At 67.9% G+C, this 13,470-nt stretch carries 11 protein-coding genes; 7 read left to right on the top strand and 4 right to left on the bottom strand.

The features are described from left to right. Positions 1–60: 60 nt before the first annotated feature. The 4 genes from smc (at position 61) to DVT68_RS00875 (ending at position 6,983) form a co-directional block, all read left to right on the top strand. Positions 61–3,570 carry a chromosome segregation protein SMC gene (gene smc, locus DVT68_RS00890; RefSeq protein ID WP_114823192.1) on the top strand — a complete coding sequence of 1,170 codons (3,510 nt, stop codon included), beginning with the start codon at positions 61–63 and terminating at the stop codon, positions 3,568–3,570. Positions 3,571–3,581: 11 nt separating this feature from the next. Then, positions 3,582–4,607 carry a cell division protein ZipA gene (gene zipA / locus DVT68_RS00885; RefSeq protein ID WP_114823191.1) on the top strand — a complete coding sequence of 342 codons (1,026 nt, stop codon included), beginning with the start codon at positions 3,582–3,584 and terminating at the stop codon, positions 4,605–4,607. A 78-nt stretch (positions 4,608–4,685) separates the two neighbouring features. Beyond that, positions 4,686–6,260 (top strand): phospholipase D family protein, encoded by a 1,575-nt coding sequence (locus DVT68_RS00880; protein ID WP_114823190.1) that lies wholly within the window; start codon positions 4,686–4,688, stop codon positions 6,258–6,260. A gap of 405 nt (positions 6,261–6,665) precedes the next feature. Next, the gene (locus tag DVT68_RS00875; protein WP_233523309.1) at positions 6,666–6,983 is read left to right on the top strand and encodes an antitoxin Xre/MbcA/ParS toxin-binding domain-containing protein; all 318 of its coding nucleotides are present in this window, start codon (positions 6,666–6,668) and stop codon (positions 6,981–6,983) included. Here the strand turns inward: DVT68_RS00875 and DVT68_RS00870 are convergent. The 4 genes from DVT68_RS00870 to DVT68_RS00855 all read right to left on the bottom strand — a co-directional run bounded on the left by DVT68_RS00870 (position 6,977) and on the right by DVT68_RS00855 (position 10,442). Further along, on the bottom strand, positions 6,977–8,566 hold the full coding sequence (locus DVT68_RS00870; RefSeq protein ID WP_114823189.1) for a PepSY-associated TM helix domain-containing protein: 1,590 nt from the start codon (positions 8,564–8,566) through the stop codon (positions 6,977–6,979). The two genes, DVT68_RS00875 and DVT68_RS00870, sit on opposite strands and share 7 nt — an antisense overlap. Positions 8,567–8,569: 3 nt before the next feature. Next, positions 8,570–8,827, bottom strand: coding sequence for a hypothetical protein (locus DVT68_RS00865; RefSeq protein WP_114823188.1), 258 nt, complete (start codon positions 8,825–8,827; stop codon positions 8,570–8,572). Next, positions 8,824–9,096 carry a hypothetical protein gene (locus DVT68_RS00860; RefSeq protein ID WP_114823187.1) on the bottom strand — a complete coding sequence of 91 codons (273 nt, stop codon included), beginning with the start codon at positions 9,094–9,096 and terminating at the stop codon, positions 8,824–8,826. Before DVT68_RS00860 ends, DVT68_RS00865 begins: the two co-directional genes overlap by 4 nt. A 110-nt stretch (positions 9,097–9,206) precedes the next feature. Next, the gene (locus tag DVT68_RS00855) at positions 9,207–10,442 is read right to left on the bottom strand and encodes an OprO/OprP family phosphate-selective porin (protein WP_158543433.1); all 1,236 of its coding nucleotides are present in this window, start codon (positions 10,440–10,442) and stop codon (positions 9,207–9,209) included. A gap of 324 nt (positions 10,443–10,766) precedes the next feature. On the opposite strand from DVT68_RS00855, the gene DVT68_RS00850 reads away from it, so the two are divergent. The 3 genes from DVT68_RS00850 to DVT68_RS00840 are packed head-to-tail and all read left to right on the top strand — an operon-like array spanning position 10,767 to position 13,394. Next, a complete protein-coding gene (locus DVT68_RS00850; RefSeq protein ID WP_233523308.1) occupies positions 10,767–11,336 on the top strand; it encodes a LexA family protein in 570 nt (189 codons plus the stop codon). Between the two features lie 12 nt (positions 11,337–11,348). Beyond that, positions 11,349–11,972 carry a translesion DNA synthesis-associated protein ImuA gene (imuA, locus tag DVT68_RS00845; protein ID WP_114823185.1) on the top strand — a complete coding sequence of 208 codons (624 nt, stop codon included), beginning with the start codon at positions 11,349–11,351 and terminating at the stop codon, positions 11,970–11,972. Between the two features lie 12 nt (positions 11,973–11,984). Next, positions 11,985–13,394: a Y-family DNA polymerase gene (locus tag DVT68_RS00840; protein ID WP_114823184.1), complete on the top strand. Its 1,410-nt coding sequence runs from the start codon at positions 11,985–11,987 to the stop codon at positions 13,392–13,394. Positions 13,395–13,470: the final 76 nt, after the last annotated feature.

The raw sequence follows: 13,470 nt of genomic DNA, 5'->3' as shown, positions 1-13,470 counted from the left end.
GGTCGAGATCACGTTCCGGAAAAGCTAGCTTTCGCCACCACTTTCAAGTATTTACCTCCCATGCGCCTGACCACGATCAAACTCGCCGGCTTCAAGTCCTTCGTGGACCCGACCACTCTGCACCTGCCGACCAACATGACCGGTGTGGTCGGGCCCAATGGTTGCGGCAAGTCCAACATCATCGACGCCATCCGCTGGGTGATGGGCGAAAGCGCGGCGAGCCGCCTGCGCGGTGACTCGCTCACCGATGTGATCTTCTCCGGCTCCAACGCGCGCAAGCCGGTGGGTCAGGCTACGGTGGAGCTGATCTTCGACAACGCCGACGGCACCATCCAGGGCGAGTACGGGCAATACGCCGAGATTTCGGTGAAGCGGCAGGTGACCCGTGACGGTCAGTCGGCGTATTTCCTCAACGGCGCCCGCTGCCGTCGCCGTGACATCACGGATCTGTTCCTGGGCACCGGCCTGGGGCCGCGCAGCTACTCGATCATCGAGCAGGGCATGATCAGCCAGATCGTCGAGGCCGCGCCCGATGAGCTGCGCACGCACCTGGAAGAGGCGGCCGGCATCTCCAAGTACAAGGAGCGCCGCAAGGAGACCGAGAGCCGCATCAAGTCCACCCGCGAGAACCTCGACCGCGTGCGAGACGTGCGCGACGAGGTGGACAAGCAGCTCGAGCACCTCAACCGCCAGGCCCGCGCCGCCGAGCGCTGGAAGGCGCTGAAGGAAGAGCAGACGCGCAAGGAAGCCGAATTGCGTGCGCTCGAGTACCGCGGGCTGAAGGGTCAGCACGACCGTGAAGGCTCGGGCCTGACGGCCGCCGAGATCGAGATCGAGAAGCAACTGGCGGGGCAGCGCCATGTCGAGGCGCAGCTGGAAAGCGTGCGCGAGCGCCACATCGGCGCCACCGAGCATCTCAATGGCGTGCAGGCCGAGGTCTACAAGGTCGGCGCCGAGATCGCCCGCGTCGAGCAGCAGGTGCGCTTCAACCGCGAGACGGCCGAGCGCCTGCTGCGCGCCCAGGGCGACACCGAGCGCGAACATGCCGAGTTGGCCGAGCACATCGCCAACGACCGCACGCAGGTGGAAACCCTGCGCATGGCGCTGGCCGAGGGCGAGCCCAAGCTCGAGGCCCTGCAGCAGATGCAGGACGACACCGCCGAGGCGGTTCGTGACACCGAGACCAAGCTGGCCGACTGGCAGCAGCGTTGGGACGCGCATACGCGTACCGCGGGCGAATCCAGTCGTGCCGCCGAGGTGGAGCGCACCAAGCTCAACTACCTCGACCGCCAGACGGTGGACTTGTCGCGCCGCCGCGAGACGCTGGAAGCCGAGCAGAAGGCCACCGACGTGGCGGCGCTCGATGCGGCCGCCGAGCAGTTGCACGTCGAGCATGACACCCAGCGCGAACGCGTGGAGTCGCTGGGCGTCCTGCTCGATCAGCACAAGTCGGCCTACGAAAAAGTGCTCGACGAAGAACGCCAGGTGCAGTCCTCGCTCAACGAGGCGCGCCAGCAGCTGCAGACCGCGCGTGGCCGCCAGGCCTCGCTGGAAGCGCTGCAGCACGCGGCGCTGGGCCAGGAGGAAAGCGCGGCAAGCGGCTGGCTGGCTCGCCTGGGCCTGGACAAGTCGCGCCGCCTCGGTGAGTCGCTGCAGGTGGAGGCCGGCTGGGAAACCGCGGTCGAGACCGCGCTGGCGGGTTTCCTCGACGCGGTGATGGTCGACGAATCGCACGGGCTGGCCGCCGAATTCGGCACCCTGCAGAACGCGGATGTCGCCCTGCTCGATGCCATCGAAGGTGGCGTCAACACGGCCGGCACGCTGGCCGCGCATGTGCGTGGCCCGGCGGCTGCAATCTCCATTCTCGGGCATGTGTTGACCGCCGATTCGATCGAGCACGCCCACCAGATCGTGGCGGGCCTCTCGGCGCTGGCGCCGTACCAGTCGGTGATGACGCGCGACGGCGAGTGGCTGGGACCGGGCTGGGCGCGCGTGCGCCGCGCCCAGGGCAACCAGGTGGGCGTGCTGGCCCGCGAGCGCGACATGCGCACGCTGGCCGAGCAGATCCTCGCGCTGGAAGAGCGCATCGAGGAGGCCACCAACACGCTCGATGACCTGCGCACGCGCAAGTTCGAGGCCGAGCGCTCCCGCGACGACGCGCAGCGCGAGCTGTACAACGCGCACCGCCGACAGTCCGAGCTGGCCGGTCAGCTGCAGAGCCACCGCGGCAAGATGGAAACCGCGCGTGCCCGCGCCGAGAAGGTCGCTGGTGAACTCAACGACCTGGTCAACCAGTTGGATGAGTTGCAGACGCAGACGCGCGAGGCGCGCGCCCGGCTGGACGAGTCGGTCGGCCACATGGGCGACCTGGAGGACGAACGTCGCGAGCTGGAGAACGAGCGCCGCGCGCTGCTCGAGGCGCGCGAGGAAGCGCGCATGAATGCGCGTGAGGCGGCGGACCAGTCGCATGCACTGGCGCTGTCGATGGAGTCGAAGCGCTCCTCGCTCACCTCGCTGGAGCAGGCGCTGGCCCGCATGGAAACCCAGCTGCGCCAGATCGAGGCTCGCCGCAGCGAGATTGCCGAACAGCTCGCCGCTGGCTCCGATCCGATTGCCGAGCTGGAAGCCGAGCGCCAGACCTACCTCGACCAGCGCCTGCTGGTGGACCGGCAACTGGTCGACGCGCGTCGCGCGGTCGAGGATTGCGACGCCGAGTTCCGCCGCCTGGAGCAGGAGCGCCAGCGCATCGAGCAGGGTCTCAACGTCCTGCGCGAAAACCTTTCGCAGAAGCGCCTGGCCGCCCAGGCGCTGCAGCTACGCGCCGAGCAGTTGGCCGAGGCGATCGCGGCTTCCGGTCTGGAGTTGGAGCAGCTGCTGGCCGAGCTGGCCCAGGATGCCGACGCCAGCCAGTGGCGCACCCAGCTCACCGACATCGGCCAGAAGATCGTCCGCCTGGAGCCGGTCAACCTCGCGGCCATCCAGGAGCATGCCGAGCAGAGCGAGCGCAAGACTTATCTGGACAATCAGCTCGCCGACCTCGTCAGCGCGATGGAAACGCTGGAGGCGGCGATCAAGAAGATCGACCGCGAAACGCGCCAGCGCTTCAAGGAGACCTTCGATCGCGTCAACGCCGGCGTGCAGGAGTTGTTCCCGCGCCTGTTCGGTGGTGGCCATGCCTATCTGGAACTCACCGGCGACGACCTGCTCGACACCGGCGTGGCCATCATGGCGCGCCCGCCCGGCAAGCGCGTGTCCAACATTACCCTGCTTTCCGGTGGTGAGAAGGCGCTCACCGCCGTGTCGCTGGTGTTCGCCATCTTCGGCCTCAATCCCGCGCCGTTCTGCCTGCTGGACGAGGTGGACGCGCCGCTCGACGAGGCCAACGTGGGCCGCTTCTCCAACATGGTGAAGGAGATGAGCGAGAAGGTGCAGTTCATCTTCGTCAGCCACAACAAGGCCACCATGGAAGCCGCCACACAGCTGTGCGGCGTGACCATGCGCGAGGCTGGCGTATCGCGACTGGTGCAGGTGGATCTGGCCGAAGCCGCTAAACTTGCGGGAGCAGCTTGAGGATTTTCGACATGACCCTACAACCCGTACTCGCCTTTGCCTGGAATCCCGCCGTGGGCATTCCGATGCTGATCGTTGGCCTGATCGTGCTTGCCCTGATCTGGTTGTTCGGCCAGCCAAAGAAAGAGCAGGGGCGGCGTAGGGTGGCGCCGGGCGCAACCGGCGAGCGGCGCGAGCCGACCTTCGGCGGCGACGGCGATGGCGAGGTGATCGACGAACCGTCATTCAGTGCGCGCGACGACTTCCGGCTCGATCCGCTGGAGGAGCCGCATCTGCCGCAGCAGGGCGAGCTCGACATGGGCCTGCGCGAAGAACTGGAGCGACTGGGCGCTACGCTGGCCGGCAAGGACCGCTCGGATGCGGTGACCGCCAAGCCGCAGGGCATTGCGGCATCCATCGTCGATGCGCTGCGCGCGCCGCCGGAGCAATTCGAGCACAGCCTCGCTCATGGCGCAGGCGTCGATCCGGTGTCGTCGCGGCCGGTCGAACCCGCGCCGGCGGCGCCGGTAGCCGCTCCCGCGCCATCGCCGGCGCCGGCGGCGCCGCGCGTGCCGCCGACTTCGGAGGTCGGTCGTCGCCCGGAGCGCATGGCGGTCGAGCGCATCGTCACGCTGTTCGTGGTCGCCCGTGAAGGCAGCGTCTTCAATGGCGCGGACCTGATCGTGGCGGCGGAGAAGGCGGGTCTCGAATATGGCGACATGGGCATTTACCACCGCCTGGTCGACGGCAAGCGCGATCTGGGCCCCATCTTCAGCGTGGCCAACATGGTCAAGCCGGGCAACTTCGACCTGACCCGGCTCGACGCGCTGCACACGCCGGGCTTGAGCTTCTTCATGACCCTGCCGGCGCCGATCCCCGCGCTCGATGCGTGGGACACCATGCTGCCCACGGCCCAGCGCCTGGCGGAGCTGCTCGACGGGCAGGTGCTGGACGAGGAGCGCAATGCGCTCGGTCGCCAGCGCGTGGCGCACATCCGTGACGAGCTGCGCGGTTGGGACCGCGACCACGAAGGCAAGGAAATCACCTTCGGCCGTTGATCCCCCGCGTGACCGCTTCACGGCGGCTACGCGCATGCCTTGCGCGCCTCCATTAGAGTGGGCGCCAAGGAGGGGAGCATGACACGTGCACCGCTGCGTCACCTTGCCTGCATCTGGCTGCTGGCGCTGGCCGCTTGCACCCACTCGGACTTCCGCCCCGACTATCCACGGGTGGCCAGCACCGTGCTCCCGGTGCAGGCGGATGCGCCACTGGTGGCCTATGCGGGCCGGCTGACCGCCAAGCACGGCTCCGAATCGGGTCTGCGCCTTATCAGCGACGCCAACGACGCCCTGCTGGTGCGCATCGCGCTGGCCAACCGCGCCGTCCATTCGCTGGACCTGCAGTACTACATGTTCCACAGCGATGCGACCGGCGAACTGCTGGCGCAGCGGTTGTTGGCGGCGGCCGATCGCGGCGTGCGCGTGCGCCTGTTGCTGGACGACCTGCACGTGGCGGGCAACGACGACGTGCTGCGCATCCTCGATGGCCACCGCAACATCGAGATCCGGTTGTTCAATCCGTTCCTCGAGCGCAACTCGTCGATGTGGGGCATGGGTAAGCAGTTCGCCGGCGACTTCTCGCGGCTGAACCGGCGCATGCACAACAAGGCCTTCATCGCCGACGGCGCGATGGCGGTGGTGGGCGGACGCAACATCGGTGACGAGTACTTCAACGCGAACAGCAACGTCAACTTCCGCGATCTGGACGTGCTCGCGGTGGGTCCTGTGGTGGCTGAGATGGGGCAGACCTTCGACCGCTACTGGAACAGCACGCAGTCGTATCCGATCGGGGCCTTCCATCTCCACCAGACTTCGCCAGCCCAGCTGGACCAGCTGCGCAAGTCGATGTATGCCAATGCACGCCAGTTCAGCCAGACCAGTTATGCGCAGAACCTGGTGACCCGTGCGGGCGATCTGGTTCACGAGGCGCCCGCTGGCGAATGGGCCTGGGGGGCGGCCACTTTCCTGGCCGACGATCCGGACAAGGCGAACCCGGCCGCCAACAGCAAGGACCTGCACATGGCGCCAGCGATCCATGCCTGGCTGGACGGCGCGCAACATCAGCTCGTGCTTATCTCGCCGTACTTCGTGCCGGGCAACAGTGGGGTGGCCTACCTGAAGGGCATGCGCGGCCGCGGCGTCGACGTGGAAGTGCTCACCAATTCGCTCGCCTCGACCGACGCGGGCGACGTGTATGCCGCCTATGCCTCCTATCGCGTGCCGATGCTGCAGGCCGGCGTCCGGCTCTATGAGCTCAAGCCTGAAGCCACGCGCACCAAGGGGGGAGGCAGCCACATCTTCGGCTCGTCGTCGGGAAGCAGCAGCCTGCACGCCAAGGCCATTGTGGTGGATGCGACGCACGCCTTTGTCGGCTCGATGAACCTCGATCCGCGCTCGCGCGATTACAACACCGAAGATGGTGTGATCATCGACTCATCGGTGTTGGCGAAGGAACTGCTGGTGATCTTCGCCGACATCACCGAGCCCATCGACAGCTATCAGGTGCTGCTGGCGCCGGATGGGCGTGTGTACTGGGAGGGGCGCGAGCCGAACGGCGAGATGGTTCGTTTCGACCATGCCCCCGGAACAAGCGGGTGGCGCCGGTTCCGGGTCAGCGTGGGCGGCCTGTTGCCGATCGAGGGTCTGCTGTGACGATCCCCCAGGCTCGCTGACGCGGCGCCGTCGTGGGCCGGTCGATGGGTGAAGCCGGTTCACACGATGAAATTTCGTCATCGGTGACGTGGTTGGGCGGCGATGGGCGGGGCGAGATCCGTTCGCCGCGTGGGTCGGTTACCTCAGGCAGAACAACCGTCGCGACGGCCTATTTCGGCCTTGGCATCCCATCCAAAAGTCTTAGGCAATACGCCCTCCGTTTTCACGCCAATTCAGCATTTGCTTGCGCATGATCCAAGCGCGCGAAGCCGTCATGGGTTTCGTCGTAGCAGGCAGTCAGAACGCTCATGGAGGAGAGGTGGCGGTCCGGGCGCGGCCCTGCCGACAGGGGCGTGCTTCGGATCCAGTGAGCGGACGGCGTGGGGGGGGAGAGGGAGTGAGCGTATGCGCAAGATGACCATCAAATTTCAGGACGTCGCCACCGAGCTAGCCCAGATCAACGCTCAGCGGGATGGGGTGATGGAGCGTGCCTTCAGCGTACTCGAGGAGCGGCACGCCACGCTGGCCGCCATGCTGGTGCAGAGCCTGGGTGATCGCCAGCGCGCCGTGCGCTGGATGTGCCGGCATCAGAACGCGTTCGGGGGACGCACGGCCTACGAGCTGATTTCCGATGGCGAAGAGGATGCCATCTGGGATGAGATCGCCCTGATGAGCGAGGCGCCGGTTGCGGCCCGGGTCCATTCGGCCCGCATGGCCTATTGAGTTTGCTCCGATTCGGCAGAAGCCTCGGGCGTTGGCGGGTACGCCCACAAACTGTTGACGTCGCCGCTGCGGGCGCGGCGTGCGGTGGCGCGAGCCAGGCAGGCAAAGCCCATCGCGAGTGCGATGCCGGTGAGGTCGACGCCGAGTGCGCGCCACGCCAGGGGGCCGGTGTCCTGCAGCATCGACGAAGCGCTACCGGCGAGATCGACCAGGGCCACCAGACCGGTCAGCGTCGCGGTCATCCATAGCAGTTCCACCGCTGCGCGTGCGATCGGCCGGACGCACGCGTAGGCGCAGGCGGCCAGGAACAGGCCGTAACAGGCAACGCGTTGCGGCAGTCCCGCGTCCACGCCGTTGCGCGTCGCGATCCAGGTCGCCGCAAACGCGCCGGAGATCCCCAGGCAGGCGCCGATGAACACGCCGACGGTGGCGCGCGCCATCACCTGCGTGCGGCGCGGCTGGTCGGCATGGCGGCGTTTGCGCCTCGATTCGATCCACAACAGGTTGCCGGAGTAGAACAGGAAGGCGCCGGCCAGGCCCAGGACAAAATAGAGCCACTGCACGGTGCGCCCGCCGAAACTGCCGAAATGCAGGCCGAACAGCGCCGCATAGCTGATCCCGTTGAGGCTGAGGCGATCGCCGACGTAGTTGGCCAGCACGCGGCCATCGTGGGCGGACAGCGCGACCGTGCCGTACGTGCCGAGCGTGTGTAGTGAGCGTCCGCGCACCTCGGCTACGGCGTTGCGATCGCCATAGTGGACGAAGTGCAGGTAATCAGGATCAAAGCTGGTGACGCCACTGGCCAGTGCTTCCGTACGCGCCCGTTCGATCAGCGTGTGGGTGGGCAGCATGGCTGCCGGCACGCCGCTGGCCGTGACCGCCGGCGTGGTCTGGGTGGCCCTCGCGAAGGCGTCGAACAGCTTGCCGTCGAAGGCGACCGTGTTGAGCGCGGCGAGCGTGATGGTGAGCAGGCAGAACAGCGCGCCGGTCACGGCGAAGATCACGTGGAAGGGCAGGCTGATCACGCCGATGGCGTTGTGCGCATCCTGCCACAGGCGCTTCAGATTGCGCCCCACGCGCATGGCGAAGAGGTTGCCCAGCAGCTGCGGCAGGTGAATGAGGACGCCCGAAACCAGGGCCAGACCGTACAGCACGCTGACGATGCCCATCAGGTAGAGGCCGACCACGGGCAGGCCGAGCGAGTCGTGCAGGGCGTAGATGAAATCGGCCAGCTCGTTCTCCGCCGCGTCGCTGCGCGGCGCGCCCATCTGGCTCGCGGTGGCGAAGCGCGTGTCGCTCCCATCCTGCCAATAGGCGTAGGCGGCATGGGCGTCGTCGGTGGGCAGGACGATGCCGAAATCTGCACGCGCCGCCGGGTGGGCGGTGAGTAGTCGTTCGATCAACTGGTCGGTCGGCACGCCGGCATCGGTGGCGCTGCGCCAGGGCGGGTTTTGCCAGGTGGCGATGTCGTCGTGGAACACCGTCAGTGCTCCCGCGTAGAACGCAACGAACAGCGCGAAGCCGGCGAGCAGCCCCGTCCACGTGTGCACCGTCTGGTAGGTGCGGATGGTGGCGGCCTTCATGGTCTAGGGCCCCGGCTGCCGGCCCGCCCACAGGGCGAGGAACGCGACGGCATTGGCCAGGCCCAACAACAGCCACGCGCGACGTCCGCTGCGAAACTGGTAGGCGCCGGCCATCAGCGCCGTCCACAACGGAAAGAACAGGATCAGCGCTGGGACCAGCAGGGCTTGGCCGTGGTTCGGGAGCCAGTACAGCGCCAGCGCCAGCAGGGCGGCGGCGAGCGGAAAGCCGAGCAGGGCGCCGGCCAGGCAACGGGCGATCATCGTTCGGACGCATCCGTGGCGGGAGCCCGCCACCAGGCCAGGTAAGGCAGCGCCACCCACGCGAGCATGAGTGCACTCAAGGCGCCTGCGATGCCCGCGCCTGCGCCCGCCATGCGCCACCAGTACAGGGTGCCCATGGCGATGAGCAGCCAGCCCGCCGCACGGGCCGCGGCCGGCAGCGGCGCGAGACGCAGTCGCTGTTGGGTGCTGGTCAGGTAAACCAGGGTGGCGCCTGCCAGGATCGGCAGCAGCGCGATGAGCGAGGACACGTCGGGTCTTCCTTGCCGGCCGACGGGAGTCGGACCGGATATCTTTTTGGTGAGAACAATTCTTATTTGCGAAGCGTGGGCTGTCAACCAGTTATCGCCCACCGGCCGGCTCAGAACTGGTATTGCAGGCGGCCTACCAGGGCCGAGGGATGCTTGCCGTCGTAGGGATTGCCGGGCTTGCTCAGGTCGACGGCGTGCACCACGTTGGCCGAGAGGCGCAGCGACTTGTCCAGGTACCAGTTCACGCCGAGCGTGAGGTTGGTCTCCTGGCCGCCGCGGACGTCGTGGTCGTTGAGATTGGTGCGGCTGAGTCGCACGGCCAGTTCCAGGGCGCCGCCGCCATGGCCATTCCAGGCAACCTGGGGCACGACCTGGCCGAACGTGGCGTTGCTTTCGCGGTAGTTGCGGCTCTCCCCGGTAAGCATCCAGCTGGCGAAGGCATACCAGCCCTGGAAGCGCAGCGTCGGCAGGCCGTTGTCACGCTGAAGGTGCGCTTCCATGTACTCCGACTGCCAGGAGAACGGCCCGCTGACGTGGGCTGCCTCCAGGCCGTAGCGCTGCACGCGGTTGGAGCCGGTGATGTTGCCGGTGTCGAGGAAATGGTCGCCGGAATTGAGCGCCACTTCCGGCGCGGAATCGAAGCGCTGGTCGTTATCGGGGCCGTAGCGCCGGGTCGAGTAGTTGATGGCCAGGTGATACGGGCCGCGCTCCGTTTGCAGCATGTAGGCCAGGCGGCCGGTCAGCGCCAAGCCGCGCTGCTGGCGTCCCTCGTCCTTGCCGCCCGCGGTAAAGAAGCCGTAGCTCCAGATCCACGGACCGTGGAAATCGCTGGAGGTGATGCCGATGCTTCGGCTGGGCGCCAGGGCGCTGGTGGTTGCGCGTTCGAGGAACGTGGTGTTCCTGAAGCTGCCGTACTGCTCCAGCCCGAACGGCTCCTGCTGGTTGCCGATGGTCACCACGCCGAAGTACGGGGTCTGCTTGCGGAGGTAGATGTCCTTGAGTTCGAGGCGGCCATCGACCAGTTGCGTGTCGGCGTAGAACAGCCAGTCGCGCCACAGCTGGCGCTGGAAGTTGATGTCGGCGCGGCGCAGGCTGAACTGGGTGTCGCCCAGCCCCCTGCTTGAGTAGGCGGCAGCGTCGACCATCACGTAGCCGTGGATCTGGATATGGGTCAGCGGCGTGTTGATGCCACCCTCGAGTGGGCGGAACAGCGACAGGCGGCGCAAGGCATCGGCCGCCGCGCCGCTGTCGGCCGACGGCGGGCTTGCCGTAGGCGTGGTGTCCTGCGTCGGCGAAGGCGATTGGGCGTCGGGCCGGGACTGCGGAGTGACGCAGCCGGCCAGCATGACGCAGGCCAGGGTCGGCAGGAACCGCCTCGACGCCCGGCATGTCGGTGACTGGCGCCCAGGGCCTGTCCTCATAGTCCCGATCGTCCTCGATCGCTGCGCATCGACTGGCGATGGCGGCTGGCTGGTCCGTTCCGTCGTCTCATTCCGCAGTGATTGCGCGGGTGGAGTGTGGATGGGGCCATGTATGGGAAAGGTGGTTTTGCGATGGGGCAGCGCCGGATGGGGCAGTCGGTTGCGGCCTGCAAAAACGTCAGATATCTCAACCCGTGAGATGTTGATGGTGGTATCTTGATTGCCGTCCCGGTAATCAAGTTGCTGCTCATGCCTCCTTCCGATCACGGTGGAAGTCGTCCGGGCGCCGGCCGTCCCGCCGGCGAACCCAGCCTGCGCATCCGTGTGCCTGAAAGCCAGGCGCCGGCGGTGCTGGCTTATCTGGAGGCCTACCGCAGCAAGGCGTCACTGGAGGCGCCGCGACCGGTGTCGCTGATGCCCTCGACGGTCGCGCTCACCGCCTTCCTCAGCCGCGTGCCGGCCGGCGTGCCATCGATGGCTGGCGACGATGTCGACGAGGTGGTCGACCTCAACCAGCACCTGGTGCTGCCCGGGCATGAGCCGAGCACCTTCATCATCCGCGTGTCGGGCTGGTCGATGATCGGCGCGGGCATCTTCGATGGCGACGAAGTGCTGGTGGACCGTGCGCTGGCGCCGCGCCAGGGCGACATCGTGGTGGCGGTGGTCAACAACGAGCTGACCATCAAGCGGCTGGGCAAGGTGGATGGGCATATCGCCCTGTTGCCGGAGAACGCGCACTTCAAGCCCATTGTTTTTCGTGACGGCGAAACCCTGTCGATCTGGGGCGTGGTTACGCGCTGCCTGCGCACCCTGCGCTGAGGGTGGCGCGCCATGGGTCAGGTCGTTGCGCTCGATAGCTTGCTTCACGCCCGCCAGGTCTGGCACGGCCGCGCCACGCCAGCGCCCGACAGCAGCCAGCCCACCGGCTGGCCCGACCTCGACGCCATCCTGCCGGCGGGTGGCTGGCCCGAGCATGCGCTGACCGAAATCCTGTTGCCCGCCGACGGTGTCGGTGAGCTGCAACTGCTGCTGCCCACGCTGGCCCGGCTGACCCGCGCCGCGCGCAGCGTGGTGGTGATCGCGCCGCCCTACCTGCCTTGTGTGGCCGGCTGGGAAGCACGCGGCGTGGCGATGGCGCAGGTGGATATCGTGCAGGCCGGCGAACGTGACGTGCTGTGGGCGGCCGAGCAATGCCTGCGATCGGGCAGTTGCGCGGCGGTGCTGGCGTGGCCGGTACAGGCCGACGATCGTGCGCTACGCCGCCTGCAGGTGGCGGCCGATACCGGCAAGGCGCTGGCCTTCGTGTTCCGCGATCGCCGTCATGCCGTGCAGGCGTCGCCAGCCGCCTTGCGGCTCGAACTGGAAAGCACGCCCGGCTGGCAGGTGCGCGTGCGCAAATGCCGTGGCGGCAATCCGCCGGTCGGCGCCGTGCCGCTTGCCTCAGGCTGGTCGTGAGGAGCGCGCCGCATGCTGTGGGCTTGCGTATTGCTGCCGCAACTGGCGCTGGACGGTGTCCTCCGGCGGCGGCCGCCCTCGGACGAGCCATTGGTGCTGGTCAGTGGCCCGGCGCAGGCGCGCGTGGTGCATGCGGCCAATCCGCCGGCACGCGCGGCGGGCCTCTATCGCGGGCAACGGCTGGCGGCGGCGCAGGCCTTGCTCAGCCAGTTCGCGATGGTCGAGCACGATCCGGACGACGAGGCGCGCTGGCATCGCCTGCTGGCGGCCTGGGCGTATCGCTACAGCGCCGAGGTGGGCCTGTTCGCCCATGCGGTGGTGCTGGAGGTCAGCCGCAGCCTCAACCTGTTCGGGCCGTGGCCGCGTTTTGAATCCTTGCTGCGCGACGACCTGAAAGAGCTGGGCTTCCGCCATCGCGTCGCGCTGGCGCCGACGCCGCATGCCGCCTATGTGCTGGCCGGCGTGCACGACGGCATGGCGGTGATGTCGCCGGACATCCTGCGGCAGGCGCTGTCGCCCATCGCCATTGCCCATGCGCGGCTGCCGCCGGAGGCGGCGCAGGCGCTGCCGTCGATGGGCGTGCGCACGCTGGGGCAGCTGATGGCGTTGCCGCGCGCGTCGCTGCAGCGCCGCTTCGGCGGCGAGCTGGTGGCGCAGCTGGATCGCCTCAGCGGCGACGAACCCACGCCGATGGAAAGCTACCGGCCGCCCGACACGTTCGAGCAGCGCATGGAATGGACGCACGAGATCGAGCACGTCGAGGCGCTGGTGTTCCCCTTGCGCCGCCTCACCGGCGACCTTGCTGCCTACCTGGCCGGTCGCGACGGCGGCGTGCAGCGCTTCGAGCTGGCGCTGGAGCATCGCAGTGGCCCGCCGACTGTGGTGACGGTCGGCATGCTCACCGCCGGGCGTGACGCTACGCTGCTGTTCGACTGTGCGCGTGGCCGCCTGGAGCGGCTGGCGCTGACGCAACCGGTGGTGGCGATGCAGTTGCTGGCGCGCGAGTTGCCGCCGTTCGTGCCGGCCGGGCGCGACCTGTTCGATATGCGTCCCACCCATGCCGTGCCGCTGGAGCAACTGCGCGAACGCCTGCGTGCGCGACTGGGCGAGGCGTCGATCCAGCACCTGCGACGCACCGTGGATCCGCGTCCCGAACGCGCGCAGACCTGCGCACCCGGTGTGTCGTCGGCACGGACGATCACGCTGCCGCGCCCGACGTGGCTGCTCGATGCGCCACACCCCTGGCGCGGCCCGCCGCCCGAAATTCTGGCTGGCCCCGAGCGCATCGAGACCGGCTGGTGGGATGGCGGCGACCTGCGCCGCGACTACTACGTGGTGCGCACCGCACAGGGCCAGTGCGCGTGGATGTATTGCGCGCCGGGCGAGCAGGGCGCCTGGATGTTGCACGGGTGGTTCGCATGAGCGGGCTGTGGATGGCGCGTAATTTCTGTTCTTTGCCTTGGAGGGTGAAGTCACTGGATCCCAGCGCAAGCTGGGA

The organism is Dyella solisilvae (genome assembly GCF_003351225.1).
Lineage (GTDB): Bacteria > Pseudomonadota > Gammaproteobacteria > Xanthomonadales > Rhodanobacteraceae > Dyella > Dyella solisilvae.
The sequence above is the reverse complement of the archived record's forward strand: the minus strand, read 5'-3'. Positions and strand labels throughout refer to the sequence as shown.